19 protein-coding genes and 1 pseudogene are annotated in these 23376 nt (G+C 65.6%); 12 read left to right on the top strand and 8 right to left on the bottom strand.

The features are described from left to right. Window positions 1-7: 7 nt before the first annotated feature. On the top strand, window positions 8-1129 hold the full coding sequence (locus R2N03_RS08120) for a beta-ketoacyl-ACP synthase III (protein ID WP_012430671.1): 1122 nt from the start codon (window positions 8-10) through the stop codon (window positions 1127-1129). Between the two features lie 136 nt (window positions 1130-1265). Here the strand turns inward: R2N03_RS08120 and R2N03_RS08115 are convergent, their stop codons facing one another. Together R2N03_RS08115 and R2N03_RS08110 are read right to left on the bottom strand one after the other, a co-directional pair. Continuing rightward, window positions 1266-2219 (bottom strand): SRPBCC family protein, encoded by a 954-nt coding sequence (locus tag R2N03_RS08115; protein WP_012430670.1) that lies wholly within the window; start codon window positions 2217-2219, stop codon window positions 1266-1268. Then, window positions 2203-2559, bottom strand: a complete 357-nt coding sequence (locus R2N03_RS08110; RefSeq protein ID WP_012430669.1) for an ArsR/SmtB family transcription factor — start codon at window positions 2557-2559, stop codon at window positions 2203-2205. Before R2N03_RS08110 ends, R2N03_RS08115 begins: the two co-directional genes overlap by 17 nt. A gap of 116 nt (window positions 2560-2675) precedes the next feature. Between R2N03_RS08110 and R2N03_RS08105 the strand changes: the two genes are divergently transcribed. From R2N03_RS08105 to R2N03_RS08095, 3 genes are read left to right on the top strand one after another with little or no spacing between them, the layout of a single operon-like run. After that, entirely contained in the window at window positions 2676-3563 is an 888-nt protein-coding gene (locus R2N03_RS08105; RefSeq protein ID WP_316657161.1) for an alpha/beta hydrolase family protein, read from the top strand. Then, entirely contained in the window at window positions 3560-3994 is a 435-nt protein-coding gene (locus R2N03_RS08100; protein WP_012430667.1) for a MarR family winged helix-turn-helix transcriptional regulator, read from the top strand. The genes R2N03_RS08105 and R2N03_RS08100 overlap by 4 nt, the downstream gene beginning before the upstream one ends. After that, entirely contained in the window at window positions 3991-4770 is a 780-nt protein-coding gene (locus R2N03_RS08095; protein WP_012430666.1) for an enoyl-CoA hydratase, read from the top strand. The genes R2N03_RS08100 and R2N03_RS08095 overlap by 4 nt, the downstream gene beginning before the upstream one ends. Window positions 4771-4874: 104 nt before the next feature. On the opposite strand, the gene R2N03_RS08090 is transcribed toward R2N03_RS08095, so the two are convergent. Continuing rightward, a complete protein-coding gene (locus R2N03_RS08090; protein ID WP_012430665.1) occupies window positions 4875-5330 on the bottom strand; it encodes a DUF3005 domain-containing protein in 456 nt (151 codons plus the stop codon). Between the two features lie 82 nt (window positions 5331-5412). Further along, window positions 5413-6831: pseudogene (locus R2N03_RS08085) on the bottom strand (aminotransferase-like domain-containing protein). Window positions 6832-7010: 179 nt separating this feature from the next. Here R2N03_RS08085 and R2N03_RS08080 point away from each other — a divergent pair. Then, entirely contained in the window at window positions 7011-8534 is a 1524-nt protein-coding gene (locus tag R2N03_RS08080) for a M20 family peptidase (RefSeq protein ID WP_316657157.1), read from the top strand. A 174-nt stretch (window positions 8535-8708) separates the two neighbouring features. After that, window positions 8709-9071: a DUF2917 domain-containing protein gene (locus tag R2N03_RS08075; protein ID WP_316657156.1), complete on the top strand. Its 363-nt coding sequence runs from the start codon at window positions 8709-8711 to the stop codon at window positions 9069-9071. Between the two features lie 173 nt (window positions 9072-9244). On the opposite strand, the gene R2N03_RS08070 is transcribed toward R2N03_RS08075, so the two are convergent. The 3 genes from R2N03_RS08070 to R2N03_RS08060 form a co-directional block, all read right to left on the bottom strand. Then, window positions 9245-9679, bottom strand: coding sequence for an HIT family protein (locus R2N03_RS08070; RefSeq protein WP_316657154.1), 435 nt, complete (start codon window positions 9677-9679; stop codon window positions 9245-9247). Window positions 9680-9751: 72 nt separating this feature from the next. After that, window positions 9752-11197, bottom strand: coding sequence for an MFS transporter (locus R2N03_RS08065; RefSeq protein WP_316657152.1), 1446 nt, complete (start codon window positions 11195-11197; stop codon window positions 9752-9754). Between the two features lie 41 nt (window positions 11198-11238). Then, complete coding sequence (locus tag R2N03_RS08060) at window positions 11239-11892, bottom strand: TetR/AcrR family transcriptional regulator (protein WP_316657150.1); 654 nt, start codon at window positions 11890-11892, stop codon at window positions 11239-11241. A gap of 252 nt (window positions 11893-12144) precedes the next feature. Here R2N03_RS08060 and R2N03_RS08055 point away from each other — a divergent pair, with 252 nt between their 5' ends. After that, window positions 12145-13401: a branched-chain amino acid ABC transporter substrate-binding protein gene (locus tag R2N03_RS08055; RefSeq protein WP_012430659.1), complete on the top strand. Its 1257-nt coding sequence runs from the start codon at window positions 12145-12147 to the stop codon at window positions 13399-13401. A 41-nt stretch (window positions 13402-13442) separates the two neighbouring features. Here the strand turns inward: R2N03_RS08055 and R2N03_RS08050 are convergent, their stop codons facing one another. Then, the gene (locus tag R2N03_RS08050; RefSeq protein ID WP_316657149.1) at window positions 13443-14375 is read right to left on the bottom strand and encodes a 2-hydroxyacid dehydrogenase; all 933 of its coding nucleotides are present in this window, start codon (window positions 14373-14375) and stop codon (window positions 13443-13445) included. Between the two features lie 255 nt (window positions 14376-14630). Between R2N03_RS08050 and R2N03_RS08045 the strand changes: the two genes are divergently transcribed. The 5 genes from R2N03_RS08045 to wecB all read left to right on the top strand — a co-directional run bounded on the left by R2N03_RS08045 (window position 14631) and on the right by wecB (window position 23323). Next, the gene (locus R2N03_RS08045; RefSeq protein ID WP_012430657.1) at window positions 14631-15341 is read left to right on the top strand and encodes a glycine zipper 2TM domain-containing protein; all 711 of its coding nucleotides are present in this window, start codon (window positions 14631-14633) and stop codon (window positions 15339-15341) included. 89 nt (window positions 15342-15430) lie between these two features. Continuing rightward, window positions 15431-17257, top strand: coding sequence for a methyl-accepting chemotaxis protein (locus R2N03_RS08040; RefSeq protein WP_012430656.1), 1827 nt, complete (start codon window positions 15431-15433; stop codon window positions 17255-17257). A gap of 723 nt (window positions 17258-17980) precedes the next feature. After that, complete coding sequence (locus R2N03_RS08035; protein WP_316657145.1) at window positions 17981-20092, top strand: glycosyl transferase family protein; 2112 nt, start codon at window positions 17981-17983, stop codon at window positions 20090-20092. After that, window positions 20089-21813: a bacteriophage N4 adsorption protein A gene (locus tag R2N03_RS08030; protein WP_316657143.1), complete on the top strand. Its 1725-nt coding sequence runs from the start codon at window positions 20089-20091 to the stop codon at window positions 21811-21813. The genes R2N03_RS08035 and R2N03_RS08030 overlap by 4 nt, the downstream gene beginning before the upstream one ends. A gap of 247 nt (window positions 21814-22060) precedes the next feature. Further along, window positions 22061-23323 carry a non-hydrolyzing UDP-N-acetylglucosamine 2-epimerase gene (wecB, locus tag R2N03_RS08025; protein WP_316657142.1) on the top strand — a complete coding sequence of 421 codons (1263 nt, stop codon included), beginning with the start codon at window positions 22061-22063 and terminating at the stop codon, window positions 23321-23323. Window positions 23324-23376 lie beyond the last annotated feature (53 nt).

Below are 23376 nucleotides of genomic sequence, written 5' to 3'. Positions count from 1 at the left end.
ACCGGGTATGCACGACGTCGTCATCAGCGGTACGGGCCTGTGGGTCGCGCCGGAGGTCATCACCAACGAGGAGCTGGTTGCCTCCTTCAATGCCTACGCGCAGCGCTACAACGTCCAGCATGCGGACGCGATTGCCGCAGGTGAGCTCGTGCCGTTGCAGGAATCGTCGGCGGAGTTCATCGAGAAGGCATCCGGTATCCGCCAGCGTTATGTGGTGGAGAAGAGTGGCGTGCTGGACCCGACGCGCATGCGTCCGAAGCTCGCCCCGCGACCGGACGATGCGCTGTCGCTGCAGGCCGAGATCGGCGTGGCGGCTGCGCGCGACGCCCTGGCTGCTGCCGGCCGAGACGCCAGCGACGTGGACATGCTCATCTGCGCGACGTCGAATTTCCAGCGCCCGTATCCGGCGCTGGCGGTGGAAATCCAGAACGGCATCGGCGCCAGCGGCTACGCGTTCGATATGAACGTTGCGTGCTCGTCGGCCACGTTTGGGCTGGAGCAGGCCATCAACGCCGTGCGCAGCGGCACCGCGCGCGCGGCGCTCGTGGTGAGCCCCGAGGTGACCTCTGGCCACCTCGACTGGAAAGACCGCGACTGCCACTTCATCTTTGGCGATGTGTGCACGGCCGTGCTGGTCGAGCGTGCCGAAGACACCCGCTCACCTGACGCGTGGCGCGTGCTCGGCACGAAGTGCGCGACGAGTTTCTCCAACAACATCCGCAACAACGCCGGCTACCTCTCGCGCAGCGAAGATCGTAATCCCGACGACCGCGACCAGCTCTTCCGCCAGGAGGGCCGCAAGGTGTTCAAGGAAGTCTGCCCGATGGCCGCGGAGCACATCGCTGCGCATCTGCAATCGCTTGGCCACACACCTGCCGACGTGCGCCGCTTCTGGCTCCACCAGGCCAATCTGGCGATGAACCAGCTGATCGGCAAGCGTCTGCTCGGCCACGATGCGTCGGCGGACGAGGCACCGGTCATCCTGGACGAATTTGCAAATACGGCGTCGGCGGGTTCCATCATTGCGTTCCATCGCCATCGCGCCGATCTGGAATCCGGCGATGTGGGCATCATCTGCTCGTTCGGCGCGGGCTATTCAATTGGCAGCGTGGCGGTGCAGAAGCAGTAATCGCTGTTGGGCAATGCGGGTGCGCGCGGATGGCGCGGCGGTCGCACCGGGCCCGCAGTCGCGAGACCGGTGGTGCCGCGAGGCCCTTACCTTGCGCACAGCCTGGCTGCGCATGGATCGAAGCCCCCGCCGCGCCTCAGTCCTTCAGCGCATTGCCCAGCGCATCGAGCAGGAATTGCGTGCCACGCTCGCGCGAGCCGGCATCGTCGTAACCGTCGAGGAAGGCGCCTTGCTCGGTCATCACAAGATGCGTGCCGTTGCCTGCCGCGTGTAGCTCCAATGTGGCAAGCGAGGCGGAGATCTTGCGGTCGTCGAGGTGCATCACGTAGGAATAGACGACCCGTTCATCGGGGATGACATCGTGATACGTGGCCTCGAAGCTCGAGACGACACCACTGTCCCAACGGCCCTTGACGATTTCGCGGCCGCCGGGGCGCGCGTCCATTTCGCGCACGATCAGTGTGTAGCCGCTGCCGCCGGCAAACCATTTGGCTTTGGCGGCCGGGTCGGTCAGCGCCCGGAAAACGCGCGAGCGTGGCGCGTCGTACGTGCGCTCCACCGTGAAGGTGGCGTGCACGACCGAGCGTGCGACGCCATCGGGCACTGGCATGCGCGCGGCTTCGCGCTCCAGCCGGTCCAGCGTCTGCTTCCAGCCTTCGGCCGCGCCCTTGATCATCTGTTCGGCGAGCGGGGCAAGCGGCGTGTGGGTCTGCGAGACTTCCATGCGCGTGCAGCCGCCGGGCTCCTCGGCAAACGTCACTACGGTGTGAGCGTTCATCAGCGGGCGGTTGTCGCCATCCACCACGTTCATGTCGATCACCAGGCGCGCATTGGGAACGATCTCGACAAAGTGGCCGCGCGTCCAATGATCCTGCCCCTCGGGCGAGCGCATGCAGACGTCAAAGCGTCCGCCCACGCGGAATTCGACCGTCGCGTCCGGCACCGTGAAATGCATCGGGCAGAACCAGCGCTTGATGTGTTCGGCGGTGCTCCACGCCTGGAAGACCCAGTCGCGCGATACCGGAAAGGTGCGCGACATCACGAGCGGATGAAGCGTGGTGCCGGCGGGGCGGTCAACGGTCGTCGTCATGTGGGTCTCCTTGGATTTTCAGGGTGTCCAGATAGGCGCCCAGGCGGTCGAAGTGCTGCTCCCACTCCAGGCGTCGTTGGTTGATCCACTGCTCGGCCAGGCTCAGGGCCTGGGGTTCGATGCGGCATGTGCGTACGCGCCCCACCTTTTCCGATCGCACCAGCCCCGAACTTTCGAGCACGGCCAGATGCTGCATCACGGCGGGCAGCGAGATCCCCAGCGGCTGTGCCAGCGCGCTCACGGAAGCCGGCCCGCGCACGAGCTGGACGAGCATCGCGCGCCGATTGGCGTCCGCCAGTGCCTGGAAGGCGAGATCGAGAGAAACGTCATGGTTAAGCATGTTATTAACTATAGCGTGTCCGAACAGTTAAGCAAGTGCTTTATCTTTTTATCATTGACGCGTCGATTTACTTCGCATACAAAGTAAATACTTTGCACGCGAAATAAATTGGCACCATGAACAGCGTTTCCCGAACCATTCCGGCGACTGACGGCTATCCGCTCGGTGCCACAGTCTGGGCCGCCTCGGGCGTACCGCGGGGCGTGGTGGTCGTGCATCCGGCGACCGGCGTGCCGCAGTGCATCTATCAGGCGTTTGCCCAGTTCCTGGCCGACTGCGGCTTCCACACCATCACATACGACTATCGCGGTATCGGCGCATCCCGGCCCAAGAGCCTGCGCCGGTTTGCTGCGCGCATGCGCGATTGGGCGCTGCTCGATGCAGAAGGCGTGATGCGATGGGCGAAGGCGCGCTACCCGGGGCTGCCGCAACTGGCGGTCGGGCACTCGGTGGGCGGTCACGCCATCGGCCTGTGCAGCGCGGATTGGGACGTGGCCGGTGTCGTGCAGGTGGCGTCGCATACGGGCAATTCGCGCTTCATCCGCCAACGCGGCGAACGCTGGCGGGTGGAGCTGATCCTGCGCGGCGTTGGCCCCTTGATGGCGCGGCTGATCGGCTACGTGCCTGGCAAGCGCATGGGCCTGGGCGAGGACCTGCCCGGCGGCGTTGCCATCGAATGGGGCGCGTGGGCCGGCATGCAGCGCTACTTCTTCGATGACCCGACGCTGGGCGCCATCGAGCGCTTCAACCGCGTGACGCATCCGGTGCTCGTCTATGGGTTTGATGACGACCCGTGGGCGACACCCGCCGCCATCAACGCACTGACGATGCACTTCACCAGCACGTGGGTTGAGCGCAGGCAGATTGCACCGGCGCAAGCCGGCGGGCCGGTCGGGCACATGGGCTTCTTCCGGCCGCAGTTCGCCAGCACGCTGTGGCCGGGGCTGGCAGGTTGGCTGCACGAGCGTACCGCAGCCACGCGGGCCGAAGCGGAGGCCGCATGACCGCGCCCGAGCGTCGCCTCGTCTACCTGATCAACGTGGGGCAGCGCCGCCTGCAGCGCTGGATCCAGACCCGTACCGGCGAAGGCGTGACCGCCGCGCAGTCCGGCCTGCTGTTCTTTCTGGAAAAGAACGACGGTGCGCTGATGCGCGAGGCCGGTGCCGCGCTCGATCTTGGCCCTTCGGCCATGAGCGGGCTGGTTGACCGCACCGCAGACGCCGGCCTGATTGAACGCCGGTCCGACGCCAGGGATGGCCGTGCCTGGCAGCTCTGGCTGACCGACGCCGGCCGCGCCGCGCTGGTCCAAACGCGTGCCGGCCTCACCGAACTGAATACGCGCCTGACCGACGGCTTTACAGACGCCGAGATCGACGTCGTCGCGCGCTGGCTGTCCAGCCTGCAAACCAAGTTCCCCAACGGAGACGAACCATGAGTGACCACATCCACAGCCGCCACGCCAATGGCGTGCTGACCCTGACCCTCGCGCGCGCCGACAAGAAGAACGCCATCACCGACGCCATGTACGGCGCACTGGCCGATGCGCTGGACGCCGCCGAGCGCGACAACGCCGTGCGCGTGGTGCTGCTGCGCGCCGAGGGCGACATGTTCTCGGCCGGCAACGACATCGGCGAATTCGCATCGATTGCCATGACCGGCGGCAAGGGCGGCGGGGAGCGCAACGTCATCCGCTTCCTGCACGCGCTGGCCCGTGCCACACGCCCTCTGGTGGCGGCAGTCCAGGGCCGCGCGGTCGGTATTGGCACGACCATGCTGCTGCATTGCGATTTCGTGCTGCTGGCCGACAACGCGCAGCTCTCTACGCCGTTCGTCAATCTTGCGCTGGTGCCGGAGGCGGCATCGAGCCTGCTCATGCCGGCGCGGCTGGGCCATGTGCGCGCGTTCGAGATGTTCGCCCTGGGCGATGCAGTGAGCGCGCAATCGGCGCTGATGTGGGGATTGGCAAACCGCGTGGTGCCACTCGACAGGCTCGGTGAAGAAGCGCAGGCCATTGCGCAGCGCCTGGCGCGCCAGCCGCTCGGTGCATTGACTGAAACCAAGCGCCTGATGCGCGATGCAGAGCTGCTCAAGCAGCAGATGGACGCCGAGAGCGCATGCTTTGCGCGCCGGCTGCAGTCGCCTGAGGCGCACGAAGCGTTCCGGGCGTTCGTGGATCGACGGCCGCCCGATTTCAACGCCGTGGCGCACTGAGCGCGGCGGTGTCTCCTTCGGCGGCCCGGGTCCGGCCGCCTTTTTTCATTTCCGATCGCGCGATTGGTGCCAGTGCGCGTCGGCATTCGGTGCGCCTTCCCCCCTTAGACGGACTCGTCATCTTCAAGCGCAAAGCGTTGCGCCGCCCGTGTCCCGTTGCGCACCGTCTCGTTCACCACGCCGCGATGCACCACATGGTGTCCGGCAACGGTGGCGATGGTGGGCTGCCCTTGACTGCGCCGGCTGTCCACGCCCGCAATGGGCGCTTCGGGATCAGGCTCAGGATGGGTGTTGACGAGCGACGCGTTGGAATAGATGACGTTGTCGTGCCAATGCGACCGATCCTTGGCGGCTTCGAGGCCCTTGCCATCGGTGTCGATCGTGTTGTCCGACGCTTCGGTGCCGGCCGCGTCAACCGACCGGATACGCCGCGCAGCGCGCACCACCGGGTCGCCGTGCGGCGTATCCGGTGGTTCTTCGGTCAGCTTGGCCTGTTCGGGTTGGCGGGTCACGGGTTCGTCGGGCTGTGGCTGGGCGGCATTGTGTTCAGCGTTGTGCATGATCGGACTCCTGGGCCGCGGGTGCGGCGTGAACGTCCATGCCGCCGCAATGTGCGTGCCTGGCACGCAGGATGCGGCCGCTTCAGGCGCGCTTGCGCGCAGGGCGACGCCCCGCTTCCTTCAGGAATGCCAGCGCACGCGGCTCATTCACGTAGGCGCTGTTGATGCGTACCCAGGGCGAGACTTCCATGTTCGGGCGGAAATAGTGCCCCGGTGCGAGCGTCACGCCATGCTTTTCCGCGACGGCGGCCAGGTCGCGCGAATCCTCCACATGCGGCACGCGGGCCCACAGGAAGTTGCCGCCCGGCGGATGATGGAAGACCTCCCACCCGGCATCGGACAGCACATCGAGCGACGCGATGACCGAATCACCGATGCGCTGGCGCAGCCGCTCCACATACTTCCGATAGGCACCGCGCTCGAGCAGCGTGGTCACCACGGCCTCGGCAAAGCGCGAGCCGCCCACGCTGGTCAGCATCTTCACGTTGGTGAGATCGTGCACGAGCTCGCGCTTGGCAATCAGATAGCCGACCGGCAACGACGCCGACACCGTCTTGGAAAAGCCGCCAACGTAGATGACGTGTTCCATCTGATCCAGCGTGGCCAGCCGGGCGGTCGGGTCGGCCTGCAGGTCGGCAAAGATGTCGTCTTCCAGAAAGACGAAGCCATGGCGCCGTGCCAGCTCCAGCAGGCGGAACGCGACCGGCGGCGACAAGGTCGAGCCCGTCGGGTTCTGCAGCACGCTATTGATGATGAACAGTTTGGGACGGTGCTCGCGCAACATGGCCTCGGCCACATCGACATCGGGGCCGTCGGCCTTGCGCGGAATGCCGACCAGCTTCACGCCGTGCAGCCGCAGCAGGCCGAAGACGGTGTAATAACCCGGGTCTTCGACGAACACCGTATCGCCCGGCTTGAGCAGATGGCGAATGACGAGGTCGATGGCCTGGCTGGTGCCCGCCGTGATCATCACGTTGGGCAGCTCGGCCTGCACCCCCAGCTGCCGGGCGCGCATCATGATCTGCTAGCGCAGCGCAGGATTGCCCAGCGGCGGCGCGTAGTCGATCACGGCGTGCGTGTCCGTGCGAGACACCTGGCGAATGGCCTGCGTGAGGCCATCCATGTCGCGCCAGTCGGCGGGCACGAAACCGCCGCCGAGCTTGAGCATGCCGTCGGGGTAACTGAACTGCTCGAAGATGTGCTTGGATTCGGCCTCTGCCCGGCGCGGGTCCGTCCAGCCCCGTCCGTCTCGTCCGGTCAGTCCGCTCTCGGCCACGTAGAAGCCCGATCCGTGGCGCGAGTCCAGCAGCCCAAGCGAAACGAGCCGGTCATATGCCTCGATGACGGGAAAGCGGCTGATGCCATATTCCGCCGCCAGTTGGCGAATGGACGGCAGCTTGGCGCCCGGCCGGACGTCGTTGTCGCCAATCCAGGCCTGCACGCCCGCAACGATCTGGTCGGAGATGGGCACGCGGGTGGCGGGGTCGATCTGGAGTTTCATGGCGCGGGCGGCGGGGGAGGTGAAAGCTGCAGGACAGTCGGCACGGACTGTTCGCAACTGTTCAGTGCATTGTAATGCTCGGAAACCCGTCCTCCGCGGTGGTGGCGTATGCACCGAGTTGCAGTGATACTTGCGTTCCAGACTCATCAACAACGCATACCAAAGGAGAGGGGACACGAATGAAGGCTTCATTCATGCGACGTAGTGGGATGGCCGGCCGCGTTGTCGGCCGCTTGTTGCTGGCGGTTGTCGTCATCCTGCTGGCACTGGCGGCGGCCGTGGCCGTCAATACGTGGCGGCATCGCTCGCGCCAGATCGATGTGCCGGCCGTCACGCCGGTGGCGGTGGATGGCCCAGCGGCCGCCGCCCACCTTGCGGAGGCGGTGCGTGCCCGCACGGTGTCCAGCGCGACGGATGCGCAGTTGAATGCAGACCAGTTCCGCCAGCTGCACGCCATGCTGGAGGCGCGTTACCCGAAAGCCCACGCAGTCATGCAGCGCGAGCAGGTGGGTGACTTTGCGCTGCTCTACACGTGGAAGGGCTCCGACCCGTCATTGCCGCCGATCATGCTGATGGCACACCAGGACGTCGTGCCCATCGCCCCCGGCACGGAAGGCGACTGGATGGAACCGCCTTTCGACGGCGTGGTGAAGGACGGCTTTGTCTGGGGCCGCGGCGCGTGGGACGACAAGGGCAACCTGATCTCGCAGATGGAAGCCATCGAGCTGCTGGCCGCCAGCGGTTTCAAGCCGCGCCGCACGATCCACCTTGCCTTTGGCGCCGATGAGGAGGTCGGTGGCGAGCGTGGCGCCAAGCAGATCGCTGCGCTGCTCAAGTCGCGTGGTGAACGTCTTGATTTCGTCATCGACGAAGGGTTGCTGATCACGGAAGGCGTGTTGCCCGGGCTGGCCAAGCCGGCGGCGCTGATTGGCGTGGCGGAGAAGGGTTTCCTTTCCGTGCAGCTGAAGGTCGGGGCCACGCCTGGTCATTCGTCGATGCCGCCGCCGCCGGGGCAGAGTGCGATCGCCATGATGAGCGCGGCGCTCAAGCGCCTGGACGACGATCAGCTGCCGGCCGGCATTCGTGGTGTCGCCCAGGAAATGTTTGAAACGCTGGCGCCGGAAATGCAGGGTTTCAGCCGTGTTGCGCTGTCCAACCTGTGGCTGTTCGGACCGATGGTGCAGAAGCAGCTGGAGGCGTCGGGCAGCTCCAATGCCATGCTGCGTACCACCACGGCCCTGACGATCGTGCAGGCAGGCAACAAGGACAACGTGCTGCCCGGCCGCGCGCAAGCCACCGTCAACTTCCGGCTGCTGCCCGGCGACACCATCGCCTCGGTGACGGCGCACGTGCAGGACGCCGCCAAGGCGGCCGCACCGAAAGGCAAGTTCGAGCTCAGCACATTGCCCGGCATGAGCGAGGCGTCGCCCGTGTCGCCCACGCAATCGGCGTCGTACCAACTCATCAACAAGACCGTGCGCGAGTTGTTCCCGGGCACCGTGGTGGCCCCCGGCCTGATGATCGGTGCCACCGATTCGCGCCACATGATTGGCATTGCCGACCACGTGTACCGCTTTTCGCCCGTGCGCGCCAAGCCGGAAGACCTGCCGCGCTTTCACGGCACCAACGAGCGGATCACCGAGGCCAACCTGGTGGAGCTGATCCGCTTCTATCACCGGCTCGTGCAGCAGGCGGCGGGCTGATCGCCGCGCGGCAGCGCGTTACCTGTTGAACTGTTCGTGAAAGATGCTGAACAGTTCAGCCAAACTGTTCGTAAGTGTTCATGTCAATGCCCTGACGCGCCGCGCAAGATGGAGTCGTGCCGAATTGCTGTCCATAACAATCCACCACGAACCCCGGCACAAGGAGTCTCCATCATGCGCGAAATCAGGATCTTCGAACTGGATCGGCCGGGCATGCCGGTGAGCTGGCGGTCGGCACGGGCCCAAACCATCGCCGCTCAGGCCGGGCTGCTGTGGGTCACGCAGGAACATCAACTGCAGGACGTCTGGCTTCGGCCGGGGCAGTCGATCGACGTGCCGGCGGGCGTGCGGTTCTGGTTGTCCGGTGAACCGGCGGCCGGCATGCCGGCGCGTTTTGCGGTCACCGAAGACATCAACGCGCCACGCCGCCTGGTGCGCTTCGCCGGCCTGCTGCTGGCGACTGCCGTTCGCCAGCTCCTGCGCGATGACGGCCAGGATGCGGCGCGCACTCCGTCGGCGCTGCGCATCGGCACGTGAGCGGCGGCCACGCCGGAACGATCAGATGGAATTCGGTTGCCGACCCGACGGGCGGCTGCTGCCGGTGCTCGTTCAGGTGGGGGATCGGCGTGGTGCCGGATGCGGGGAACGCAGAAGAAACGATCGCGCAGGTGGATGCGATAACGTCATCCCCTGCGCCGTAGCCGTCGCGCTTACTCGGCTTGCAGGGCGGCGATGATCTTCTCGGCGTGGGCCTTGAGCTTGTCGTTATCGGCCTGCACGCGGGCGTGCGGTTGCAGCGGAGTATCGCTGTAGCGGGGCAGCACGTGGAAGTGCACATGCGGCACGGTCTGGCCGGCGGCCGCGCCGTTCAGCTGGAAGACGGCAACGCCCGGCGGCGCGAACGCGTCGCGCACCGCGCGGGCCAGCTTGCGCGTGGTGCGGATGGCGGCCGATGCGGCTTCGTCGGACAGGTCGAACAACAGTGCCGCGCCCTCCTTGGGCAGCACGAGAACATGGCCGTCGGCCTGCGGCATGATGTCCATGAAGGCGATGGTGTGCTCGTCTTCGTACACCTTGATGCAGGGCAGCTCGCCGCGCAGGATCTTGGCGAAGATGTTCTGGTTGTCGTACGTCGCGTCAGGCATGAGTGTCTCCGGCAAAACAGGAAATGGCAGCGCGCAGTATATGCGACGCAGGTGGCGCGTACTTGGCGCTGGTCAAGCCCGGCCGTCATCCATCGACAGCGGCGCGGCCACATGTTCGAGCGGCTTGCGCTCCGCTGCGGTGCCCCAGCGCGCCTGCACTGCGGCAGCCAGCAGCATCAGCACCGCGCCAAACGCGTAGCCGCCAAAAAGGGCGCCACGCGAATGCGTGTCGATCAGCCAGCCGAACAGTGCCGGCCCTGCCACCCCACCCAGGCCGGTGCCCACTGCGTAGAACAACGCAATGGCCAGCGCGCGCACTTCCAGCGGAAACGTCTCGCTCACCGTCAGGTAGGCCGAACTTGCTGCCGCGGAGGCGAAGAAGAACACCACCGTCCATGCGAGCGTCTGCGTGGTGCCATCGAGCACGCCGGCCTTGAACAGCGCCCCGCTGGCGAGCAGCAGCACGCCACTGATCGCGTAGGTGGCCGCAATCATCGTGCGGCGGCCGAGTCTGTCAAACAACCTGCCTAGCAGCAGCGGGCCAAGGAAGTTGCCCAGCGCAAATGGCAGCAGATACGTGCCGACCCGTGTTGCGGGCACGTCGTAGAAATCGGTCAGTACCAGCGCGTAGGTGAAAAAGATCGCGTTATAGAAAAAGGCCTGTGCCGCCATCAGGGCCAGGCCCACCAGCGCGCGCCGCCGGTGCTGCACGAACAGTACGCGCGCCACGTCCGCCAGGCCAGGATGGCCGCGGTGACGCAGGCGCAGCGTGGCCAGCGGTGCGGTATCAAACCGATGACCGCACGCGGTGATCTCCTCTTCGATGTCGCGGACGATGGCGCGCGCCTCCTCATGCCGGCCACGCGTGAGCAGCCAGCGCGGGCTTTCCGGAATCCAGAAGCGCATGACGAGAATGATGAGCCCGAGCGCCGCGCCGATCAAAAAGCACAGCCGCCAGCCCGTATCGGCGCTCACGTGTGCGGGGTCGAGCAGCCACAGCGATGCTCCGGCGCCCAGTGCCGCACCGATCCAGAACGTGCCGTTGATGGCGAGGTCCGTCCAGCCGCGCACGCGCGCCGGTGTCAGCTCCTGGATGGTCGAGTTGATGGCCGCGTATTCGCCGCCGATGCCCGCGCCCGTCAGCACGCGAAAGAGCACGAGGCTGGCGAAATTCCAGGAGAACGCCGTGGCCAGCGTGGCGCAGATGTACACACCCAGCGTGATGAAGAACAGCTTGCGCCGCCCGAGCCGATCCGTCAGCCATCCGAAGACCAGCGCGCCGAGCACGGCGCCCACCAGGTATGCGCTGCTGGCCATGCCGATCTGCGCGTTGGTCAGTTGCAGGGCGGGGCTTTGCTTGAGCGCGCCGGCCACAGCCCCTGCCAGCGTGACCTCGAGCCCGTCGAGCAGCCAGGTAATGCCCAGCGCCACCACCACGCGCGTGTGGAATCGGCTCCAGGGCAGGCGGTCGAGCCGGCTGGGGAGGTCCGATGTGTGAAAGGCAGGGGATTCGGGCATCGCGGCGCACGTGCAATCCGATGCGCCTCGTGCAGCACGATTTATTCCTGCGCGGTGCGCTTTGAGCCGTCAGCAGGCGCGCCAGCGAGCAGCGTGTCTTCAAAGAAGCGGCGGCGCGCGTCCTTGTCGGGCTTGCTGCCCTGATGCCACAGGCTTGCCTCGGAGAGCTGGTACGCGTAGAGCATGAACGCGCGCACCTTGGCATCCTTGCGCGCAAAGCCGATCGCCTGGAAGTGCTGGATGTAGTAATCCATGCGGTGTTCGTCGACGGCTTCGACCGCCTCTTGCGCCATCGGGTCGCGCCGCGCCCAGGCCCGGATGGCGAATTCGATCATGGCGGTGCGGCGGGCGCTGCGTCCGCGAAACGGCAGCGCGAGCAGGTCGCGCACCAGGCCTTGTACCGACGGGTTCTGCTGCTCCAGCTTGGGGCCGACGCGCGTGCGTTCGCTCCAGTCCTGCAACACCTGGTTGAGCAGATCGTCGCGGTTCTTGAAGTGCCAGTAGAAGCTGCCGCGCGTGACGTCCAATTGCTTGGCGAGCACATCCACGCGCACGGCATCGATGCTCTTGGTGACGAGCAGGTCGGTGGCTGCGCGTACCCAGTCGTTGGGCGTGAGCTGCGTGCGCGGCGCCGCGGCGGAGAGGGTTTCGGCGTCGACTGGACCCTTGTGTTCGTCGACCAACGGAGAGGGCATGCGCACCTCGTGCGGCGTGGAGATGAGGCGGATTCTAGCCGCGCTGACACCGCTGTCCAGTGCACAAGCCGCCCTCGGGCCCCCAGGTTTGCGCGGGTTGACACGGCAAACAACGCACTCCTACCATGCACATACGTTTGTGTATGGAAGGATCGAGTTGCCGCAAGCCTCGGTTTTCGGCTTTGTGCAGGAACCATGCTCGACGATGCCCTCTGCACGGCGTCAAACGATAAGACATCAGGAGACATTTGCATGAAGGCATTTCGAGTTGCGCTGCGCGCGGCGGCCGTGGCAGGCGCGGTAGCGGGCGCATTCTGCGTGGGCAATGTTCACGCCGAGACCGTCAAGATTGCCTGGATCGATCCGCTGTCGGGGCTGATGGGCGCGCTGGGCCAGAACCAGTTGCGCAGCTGGCAATACGCGGCCGAGCTGGCCAATCAGCAGAACTGGAGCGGCAACGGCACCAAATTTGAAGTCGTCGGGTTCGACAACAAGGTGTCGCCGCAGGAAAGCCTGACGATCCTCCGGCAGATTACCGACCAGGGCATCCGCTACATCGCGCAGGGGGATGGCTCCAGCGTGGGCATGGCGCTGCAGGACGCCGTCGCCAAGTACAACGACCGCAACCCGGGCAAGGAAATCGTCTATCTGAACTACGCGGCCGTCGATCCGGACATGACGAACAGCAAGTGCAACTACTGGCACTTCCGCCTGGATGCCAACTCCGACATGAAGATGGAGGCCCTGACGAGCTATCTCGCCAAGGACCAGAACATCAAGAAGGTCTATCTGCTGAACCAGAACTATTCGTTCGGCCACCAGGTGGCGCGCGCGGCCAAGGAATACCTGAAGCGCAAGCGCCCGGACATCCAGGTCGTGGGCGAAGATCTGCACCCGCTGGCGCAGGTGAAGGACTTCTCGCCATACGTTGCGAAGATCCGCGCGTCGGGCGCCGATACGGTCATCACCGGCAACTGGGGAAGCGACCTCGCGTTGCTGATCCGTGCAGCCAAGGACGCGGGCCTGAACACGAACTTCTACACGTACTACGCCGGCACCACGGGCGTGCCGACGGCAATGGGCGCATCGGGCGCGGACCGCGTGAAGGTCATCAGCTATTTCGCGCCCAATGATGGCAATCCGAAGACCAGCGCCGTGCTCGACGGCTTCAAGAAGAAGTACAACGACGACTTCTTCAATGCCGACGTCTACACCGGTATCGCCTTCCTGGCCAAGGCTGTCAAGACGACGGGTTCCGCCGATCCCGCCAAGGTCGCCAAGGCCATGGAGGGCATGACGGTCGAAAGCCTGAACGGTCCGGTCGAGATGCGCAAGACCGACCATCAGGCCCAGCAGACGCTCTACGTCACCACCTGGGTCAAGGCCGATGGCAAGAAGATCAAGTACGACCAGGAAAACACTGGCTACGGCTGGCGTACCGATGTCACGCTCGAGCCGCATCTGGGCGCGCAGCCGACGTCGTGCCAGATGAAGCGCCCGGCGTCGTGATCCTCTGACGCGCTGTCGTTGTCGTTGTACCGTCCCCGGTTTCAGACCGGGGACACCACGCCCGTCCCGGCGAGATGCCCGCGGGCGTTTTCCAGAAAACGATCCACCGTAGCCTGCACCGATTCCGGTGACCAGCCCGCAATGTGCGGCGTCAGCACGACCTGCTCGAGGTCGAGTAACCCGGCCGGCGGTGCCGGTTCGCTTTCATAGACATCCAGCCCGGCGCCGCCCAGCTTGCCTGCGCGGATGGCCGCTTCCAGCGCCGCCGTGTCCACCACGCTGCCGCGCGCGATGTTCACCACGTAGCCACCCGGCCCAAGCGCTTCGAGGATCGTCTGATTGACGAGATGCCGGGTCTGCGCGCCGCCTGGCGTGGCAACGATCAGGAAATCCGCCCATTCGGCCATGTCCTTGAGCGCATCGAAGTAGCGGTACGGCACACCTTCGCGCGGCTTGCGGTTGTGGTAGCCGATCTGCATGTCGAAGCCCGCAGCGCGGCGCGCGATCTGCAGGCCGATGGTGCCCAGCCCAACGATGCCCAGGCGTTTGCCCCACACCCCTGGCTGCAGTGGAAGGTCGTCGCGCCAGATACCGTGACGCGTGGCGCGGTCGAGTTTCGGGATGCCGCGCACCGTGGCGAGCAGCAGGCCGATGGCATGGTCGGCCACGCAGGCATTGTTGGTGCCTGCGCCATTGGCGACCGCTACACCGCGCGCACGCGCCGCTGCCACGTCGATGTTCTCGTAGCCGGCGCCCAGTGCACATGCGAGTTCGAGCCTGGGCATGGCGGCGATTTCAGCGGCCGTCAGACCCGTGGAGCCATTCGTGAGGACGATGCGCACGGCATGGCCTTCGTGGGCGATGGCGGCGTCGCGCTCAGCCCGGGTGGGCGCGTGGATGACGTGGAAATGTTGAGCGATCTGCGCCACGTTGTCGGGCGTCATCGCAATGAGGATCAGCAGCGTCGGTTGCATGGTCAGGAGGTGAGGGCGGGGCCGCGACGTGTCGTTGGGAGGTGCGATGCACAGCGAGCGGCGATGATAGCGTGGCCCAAAGGGCTGCCCCGGAAGCCATTGCGGCGGTGCGGTTACACACCGTTACCAATGAGCGGGTTTGGTTTCACGGGCCAGGCAGACGGGGGCATAGACTTCGCGGCAAGAGGCGCATAGCCCCAGGCCGGGACCGACCCGGCCCGGGCCAGACGCTTCGCTCACAAGACGGGATTCATCATGCAAGCAACGAACAGGCCGGCACGCGCCGGCCGCGCTGGGCGGTGGGTGGCAGTGGCGGCGTTGGCCGCCGTGACGGCGGGTCTGACTGGCTGCATGACCGCGCCCTATCCGGGATATGGCGCCGGTTACGGCGCCGGCTATGCCGCGGGCAGCAGTGCATACGGCAACAGTGATGGCAGCACGACGTACAGCACCACTCCGTACGCCAACGGGTATGACAGCCGCTACAACAATGGCTACGGCAGTTACGATCAGAATGCGCCGCAGCCTTACCCGCAGCAGCCTTACCCGTCGCAGCAGCCGGCGCCCGCGTATTCGCAGCCGAACTATTCACCGTATCCCGCCAATGGCGCGCCTGCCTACCAGACACCGGCGGATAACCGCTACGGCGTAGTCGAGCGTATCGACGTCGTGCCGGTGCGTGGCCAGCCCACTGGCGTGGGGGCCGTGCTCGGCGGCGTCGTGGGCGGCCTCCTTGGTCACCAGGTTGGCGGCGGGCGTGGCAACACCGTGGCTACCATCGGCGGCGCCGTGGCCGGGGCGATGGCCGGCAATGCGGTGGAAGGCAATACTGTGGCTGGGCAGACCTATCAGGTGACGCTGCGCCTGAACGATAACTCCCGCGTCACGCTCACGCAGAACAATCCCAATGGTCTGCGCCCGGGTGACCGCGCCCGCATTGAAAACAACACGGCGGTGCCGTACTAGCCACATCTGTTCGCATGGGTGCCGGTTCTGCTTCAGAAACGCAGCGGACCGGCCGATATAGCCGAAGCAATCACCCAGCTTCGACTCCCATGCTCAATCGACTGTCCATCCGTTTCCGACTCAACGCGGCGCTGTCGCTGCTGGCGGTGCTGCTGTTGACCACCGGCATCGTCGGTGTGATCGGCATGCGCGCGTCCGATGCGAACATCAACGAGATCTACACCAACCAGCTTGTCTCGGCGTCCCTCCTGGGCAAGGCGCAACTGAACGCGGCGATCGTCCGAACGACGCTCGATCGCGCTGTCTTTCATCCGGATGCGGCCGATGTACCGGCCATCATCGACAAGGCCAACGGCTACCGCGCCAAGTCCGACGACGCCTGGAAGCAGTACAAGGCGCTGCCCATGTCTGCCGATGAATCGCGTCTTGCAGCAGAGGTTGAAGCCAGGCGCAATGCGCTCTTCCGCGACGGCATCGAGCCGCTGATGAGCGCCCTGCGCGCACGCGATGCCGCCGCTGCCGACAAGGTCGTGATGAACACCATCCCGCCGCTGTCCGTGGCCCTGACGTCCGCGGCGGATGCGCTGGACCGCAGCCAGGCGGAACAGGCCAAGGCTGCCTATGACGGCGCGTCGGCGCGCTCGCACGCCTTCCTTTTGCTGATCGTCAGCGCCATTGCGGTGGGCATTGCCGCCGCGCTCGGTTGTGCGTTCGGCCTGCATCGTGCGATTTCGGTGCCGCTGTCGCGCATGCTGGGCCACTTTGGCGAGATCTCGCGGGGCAACCTGACGGAGCACATCACGGTCACCAGCCACGACGAGATGGGTGCGCTCACCCGCGGCCTGATCGATATGCAGCGCGGCCTGATCCGCACGATCGAGACCATGCGTGGCGGCAGCGAATCCATCGCCAGCGCGACCAAGCAGATCGCAGCGGGCAACATGGACCTCTCGCAGCGGACGGAAGAGCAGGCCTCTTCGCTCGAAGAGACAGCCTCCAGCATGGAAGAGCTCACCAGCATCGTGAAGCAGAACGCCGACAACGCGCGCCAGGCGAGTCAGCTGGCAGGCAATGCATCCGACATCGCGGTCAAGGGCGGCGAGGTGGTCGGCCGCGTCATCGAGACGATGTCCGGTATCAATGACAGCAGCAAGAAGATTGCCGACATCATCGGCGTGATCGAAGGGATTGCCTTCCAGACCAACATCCTCGCGTTGAATGCGGCGGTGGAAGCCGCGCGCGCGGGCGAGCAGGGTCGTGGCTTTGCCGTGGTGGCCGGAGAGGTGCGCAGCCTCGCGCAACGCTCGGCCACGGCTGCCAAGGAAATCAAGGAGCTCATCAATGATTCGGTCGGCCGCGTCGAGAATGGCTCGACGCTCGTGACCGAAGCCGGCGCGGTAATCGACGAAGTGGTGGTGGCCGTCAAGCGCGTGACCGACATCATGGGCGAGATCAGCGCGGCATCGGACGAGCAGAGTGCCGGTATCGAGCAGGTCAACCAGGCCGTGACGCAGATGGATGAGGTGACGCAGCAGAATGCGGCGCTGGTGGAAGAAGCCGCAGCCGCGGCGCAATCGCTCGAAGAGCAGGCGGGTGTATTGCGCGAGACCGTGGCTTCGTTCCGCCTGCCGCCGGCGGGCACGCACGCCGCGCCGGTCGCATCGGCTGCCGCACCCGGGGCTGCATCAGCGTCTGCCGCAAAACCGCTTCAGCGCAAGCCTGCCGCAGCAACGACGTCGACGGGACGCGCTGTGCGCAAGCGCGTTGCCGCGCCGCCCGCCTTGAAGATGCCGGCGCAACCGCGAACGGAGCCGGCTGTCGCCCCGGCCGTTGCTGTTTCTGCCGTTGTGCCCAGGTCAGGCAAGCTCGCCCCGGCAACCACCTCCAACGATGCCGACGACTGGGAACAGTTCTGACGCATACGCGCACGCCAGCCCATGAAAGCCGCGCCTAGAGCGCGGCTTTGTGTTTCAGCGTTGCAACCGATTCGCTCGCGCAGGCCGGTCAAGATTGCCGGCGCAGTCGTCCTGCGCCAACGGTCGCGAGCGAAGCCGAAGGCGTTGTCTGCGAATCGCAGTCCGATACCAATGTGGATCGTGCGTCGGCTGCGCCGTGCTGCGCGCAGCCTTGTCCGGCAAGGCTTTGTTCTCGAGACGCGCGGTCGTGCGACATTCACTCCTAGATTGGTCTGCAAACGCCCCCCGGGACAGGCATCGCGCGCCTCACCCGAACACCCTGCGCCCCACCCCGCAGCGCATCGGTCATTCGTAGGGCTGTCATCTACGCGGCACGGATGAGCGTTGCCGGCCGGCCATGCGCAACGCATGCCATGGCGATGCTCGTCGAGCCGTGGCGCGCCCCCTTTTGCGTTCACCCATGCAACAACCCTGAAGGTCCAACCGTTGCCATGAGCCCCGATGAGCGGGCAGGGCCGCATAACGGCGCGCCCTCGCGGCCGTTGGTATGGTCCTCGCGTTACCTCACGCCGAAGCCAATCAAGAACGAAGTAACGACGCAGACATGGATTGCGTCGGGTTCATAAAAAAGCATGGGGAAGCGATGGGCGCCATAGTGCGTAACGAGGGGCACAGCGGCGGGTATGCCTGCCACTGGCAACGAGCCGGCACCGGGGAGGGGTCATGAGCGACCTGCCATGGGACATCTACGTGGCGTTGCTCAATACGCTGACGGTGGCGACCACGCTCGTCATTCTCATCAGCACCGCCGACGATTTCTTCCTCGACGCCTTCTACTGGGTGAGAGAACTCTGGCTCTGGCCGCAGCGCGGGCGTACGCCCGTCACGATCTCGGCACAGGCGCTGCGCGATCGCGAAGAGCAATGGCTCGCGATCATGGTGCCCGCCTGGAAGGAATACGACGTCATCGCCAAGATGGTGGAGAACACGTTGGCGACGATGGAGTACACGCGCTTCATCATCTTTGCCGGTGCCTATCGAAATGATGCCGAGACCACCACCGAGGTCGAGCGCATGGTGCGCCGGTACCCTGGACGCGTCGTGCGCGCCGCGGTCACACATGACGGCCCCACCTGCAAGGCCGACTGCCTGAACACCATCATCCAGACCATCATCCGCTACGAAGCCGGCCACGGTATCCGGTTTGCGGGGGTGATCATGCATGACTGCGAAGACGTGATCCACCCGCTGGAGCTGAAGTATTTCAATTACTTCATCAGCGACCAGGATCTCGTGCAATTGCCGGTGCTGTCGCTCGAGCGCAAGTGGTACGAGTGGGTGGCCGGCACCTACATGGATGATTTTTCTGAAACGCATCAGAAAGACCTCGTTGCGCGCCAGGCGCTGACTGGCACGGTGCCGGGCGCTGGCGTGGCGCTGTGCTACAGCCGCCGTGCGATCGAGGCGGTGATGAAGGTGCGAGGGGACGCCCCCTTCAATACCAGCACGCTGACCGAAGACTACGATTTCAGCTTCCGCCTGCGCGAGCTGGGCATGCGCGAAGCGTTCGTGCACTTCCCGGTCTGCGAGAACACGGCGCCGGTTGCCGATGGCACCGGCAGGCAGCCCACGCACTGGTGGACCAACCGGCGTCGCGAGGCGCGCCCGCAGTTGCTGGCCACGCGCGAGTACTTCCCGAGCACGTTCCGCACCGCCTACCGGCAGCGCGCCCGCTGGGTCCTCGGCATTGCGTTCCAGGGTTGGTTGCAGATGGGGTGGAAAGGCAACCTCATCACCAAGTACATGTTCTTCCGTGACCGCAAGGGCGTGCTGACGGCGCTGTTCTCCATCCTGGCCTACGCCCTGTCGCTCAATTACCTGTTGGTGGCCGTGCTCCTGGACAAGGGCTGGGTGACGGCGTCGGAAGGCGCCTTCGTGGTCGGCACGATCTGGATGCAGGATCTGCTGGCCATCAATGCCACGCTGCTCATCAATCGGCTGGCGCAGCGCGTGTACTTCGTCGGGCGTCTCAATGGCCCGCTGCAGGCAGTGCTGTGTCTGCCCAGGCTGGTGGTCAACAACTTCATCAACTTCTTCTCGGTCTGCCGGGCGTGGAAGATCTTCCTGATCTACTGCTTCACCGGCAAGCCGATCGCCTGGGACAAGACGCAGCACACCTATCTGTCGAACGACGCGCTGGGCCGCACGCGCTGCAAGCTGGGCGAGACGCTTCTCAAGTGGGAGGTAATCACGCAGGAACAGCTCGATGCGGCTCTGGCAATCCAGCAGCAGACCGGGCGCCGGCTTGGGCAGGTACTGGTGCAGCAGGGGCTGGTGACGCCCGATACGCTCGCCGATGCGCTGGCCGAGCAGGCAGACCTGCCCCGCGTGAGCCTGACCAACGTGGTGCTCGGCGCACTGGCTGACTGTCTGCCGCGCGATCTGGCGGTGCGCCACCACGTGGTGCCGTTCTCCATCGGCGAGGACGGCTCGCTCAACATCGCCGTGTCGGAGCTGCCCGATGGCGAAGCACTGCAAGAACTTGCCCGCGCGGCAGGCCGCAAGGTCGCGTGCTTCATGGCCTGTGACCACGAGATGTCGGCCGAGCTGGCGCAGATGGCCGACCCCCATCGCCGCGCCACAGTCGTGTTCGGCCCTTCAGCACATTCGGCCATCCTGGCCGTCGAATCCATGACGAGCGCCGGCCCGGACACCGTTCCTGGCACGGCACCCGCACCCGAGGCTTCCACCATCCCCCCGATGCCTGTGCCGCCCGATCTGACACCCGGACCGGACGCACGTCCCAATCCATCAGTCGCGGGAGGTGTGGCATGAAACCGAAGAGAGAGCAGCGCTTTCCCCTCCGCCGTCTGCGCTGGCCGATCGCTGCGGCCGTCTGGGCACTCGGTCACGGGGCATCCGTGGCGCAGCCGCTGCAACCGGATGCCTACTTTCGGGCGGACCGTGCCTACCACGCCATCGAGGCCAACCAGCTGGACGATGCCGAGGCAGCGACGCGCGCAGCGCTGGCCGTGCAGCCGGACAGCCTGCAATTGAACCTGCTATTGCTGGATGTGCTTACCCGCAAGGGCCAATTGGATGCGGCGCGCGCACAGGCCGATGCCCTGGTGCGGAAGTACCCGGATGAGCCACGGGTGTACGCACAGCACGGCTTTCTCGCGCAAAAGGCGAACGATCCTGCCGTCGCGGAACAAGACTTTGCGCGCGCGGTGCAGGGTACCGACTGGACGCCGCAGGAGCAGCACAATCTGCATCTGGCGTGGTCCGACAGCGCCTATTCCGCCAAGCACCCGCAGGCGGCACTGGATGCGCTCAGTGGCATGCAGGATCAACCGGATGCCGACGTGCAACTGCGCCTCGCGCAATCGCGGCTGCAGCTCGGCGATCGTGATGGCGCCGCCCGTGCCGCCACGCTGGCAGGGGAACACACGACCGATCCGGCCCGCCAGCGCTACGCCCAGGCGTTGCTTGCCCAGGCGAGTGCGCCGCAGGCGCGCGGCGAAGCCACGTCACCGGATGATCCGCGCGTGGTCGGGCAGCGCGCGTTGAACGAAGCCTATGGGCATCTGCGCGCGCGCGATGACCGCGCAGCCCTGGCAGCCTTCCAGCGCGGCTTTGCCACCGGCCAGGGCAACTGGAGCCATTACGCCGACGCTGCCTATGCAGCCAAACGCCTGGGCGACAACCCGACCGCGATCCAGTTGTTTCGCGAGAGCCTTGACCACGCTGACGCCGACGCCAAGGGCGACAGCGGCGGCAATGACGATGACAGGCTCCCTGCCGACCGCCGATTCGGATATCGCCGCGAAGTCGAGCAGATGCAGCGCACGTTCGGCATGGTGCTGTCGGGCGCGTATCAGACGTCGGCGTTCGGCTTGCCCAATACCGTCAGCGTCGCGCAGGGCGGCGCCGAGGTGTATTGGCAACCGCCGGGCATCGGTTACCGCGACGGCAGCATCTTCCAGCTATTCGCGCGCGGCTATGACAGCCTGTACGACCGCAATGGCATTACCGGCCTGCCGACGGCACAGGGTTCGGTCGGGGCACGCTACAAGCCGCTCAAGGATATGAACCTGGTGTTCACCGCCGAGCGCCTGATCCGCATCGGCAGCCTCACCAGCAATGACACGCTGTTGCGCATTGGCTTCTCGACCGATCAGGGCATTGACCTGCAGGTGACCAAGCCGCGCTGGCAGACCTGGCAGGTGTATGCCGAGGGCGCGTATTTCGTCAATCAGGGTCGCATGATCGTCAGCACGGAGGCGCGCTACGGACACACCTGGCGGGTGAGCTCCATCAGCGACCACCTGACGGTGTATCCGCACGTCGTGCTGGCGGGCGATCACGACAACAAGGCCGCCGGCGAGCAACTTGCGCTGGGTGTTGGCCCAGGCATCAACCTGCGTTACTGGTTTCGCGAGTCGCACTACGCAGCACCAGCCAGCTGGCTGGACCTGACCGTTCAATATCGCCTGCCGCTCACGCACGCGGACCGGGCAAAGGGGATCGTGGCACGCGCCATTCTTTGGTTCTAAGGCAACCGTGATTCTTGGCAGACCCCAGTCAGAGGTGTCGCAGATGAAACGTTTTTGACCACCGAGGGAAAACGGGTAACGAGCAGAGATCGCAGCGGCGTCCGCATGGCGGCGTCGCGGCGCCATGGTGAGTCAAAGCGGGACGCATGGCATGGCCTTCGCTCAACAGCGGAGTCTGTGCCGGCGTCGGAAGCGACGCATCCGTCGTCGCACTTTCGATGCGGCGGAGCAGACGACAGGGGAAATCATGACAGGGAAGATCTTGACCGTGTTCGGCACACGCCCGGAGGCCATCAAGATGGCGCCGTTGGTCAAGGCGTTGCAGGCCGAGGCAGGCTTGACATCGGCAGTGTGCGTGAGCGCTCAGCATCGGCAGATGCTTGATCAGGTGCTCGAGCTGTTCGGCATCGTGCCGGAGTTCGACCTGAACCTCATGCGGCCGGGCCAGACGCTGTCGGACATCACGTCCAGCGTGCTGGGTGGCATCGACGGCGTGCTCGACGTGTACCAGCCCGACGCCGTGCTCGTGCACGGCGATACGACCACCACGCTGGCAGCAAGCCTCGCCGCGTTTTACCGGCGCATTCCGGTGGGGCATGTCGAGGCGGGGTTGCGCACCGGAAACATCTGGTCACCGTGGCCTGAAGAATTGAACCGCCGCGTGACCGATGCCGTCACCACGTGGCACTTTGCACCCACCGCCGAGTCACGCCAGAATCTGCTGGACGAGGGCGTTGATCCCGACCAGGTCACGCTCACCGGCAACACCGTCATCGATGCGTTGCTCGCCGTCAAGGCACGGCTGGACGACGATACCGCGCTGTCGGCCGAGATGGCGGCGCGTTATCCGTTTCTCGATCCGCGGCGGCGGATGATTCTCGTCACGGGGCATCGCCGCGAGAACTTCGGCGAGCCGTTCGAGAACTTCTGCGTGGCGCTGCGGGTGCTGGCCGCACGGCATCCGGACGTGCAGATCGTGTATCCGGTGCACCTGAACCCGAATGTGCAGCAGCCTGTCAACGCCATCCTCTCCGGTCACGACAACGTCTACCTCATTGCACCGCAGGACTACCTGCCGTTTGTGTACCTGATGGCGCGCGCCTACCTGATCGTCACCGATTCAGGGGGCATCCAGGAAGAAGCGCCCGCGCTCGGCAAGCCGGTGCTCGTCACGCGCGACACCACCGAGCGGCCAGAAGCCGTGGCCTCTGGCACCGCACGCGTGGTGGGTACCAGCACACAGCGCATCGTCGACGAGGCTGAGCTGCTGCTCGGCAACACGGCTGAATACGAGCGGATGGCCCACGCCCACAACCCGTATGGCGACGGGCAGGCGTGCCGGCGCATCGTGGCTGCGCTGAAGACTGCCCTGGGCGCACAACCGCAGAGCGCAGTGCGCGGGCCACAACTCGTTCGCAAGCCGGCCAGCGAGGCCGAGATCATCCATCTGGAAGCGGCTCGTGCCATTGCGCAGGGGCCGTCGTCCGTGCATCAGCGCTCACGTCGCTAGGAGGTATTGATGAAAGCGAAACGAATCGGGGGTGGCGTGTTGCTCGCCTCCGC

The sequence above is a fragment of the Ralstonia condita genome (assembly GCF_958405655.1).
GTDB lineage: Bacteria > Pseudomonadota > Gammaproteobacteria > Burkholderiales > Burkholderiaceae > Ralstonia > Ralstonia condita.
Note: the sequence above shows the minus strand (reverse complement) of the source record. Positions and strands in the feature narration are given on the sequence as shown.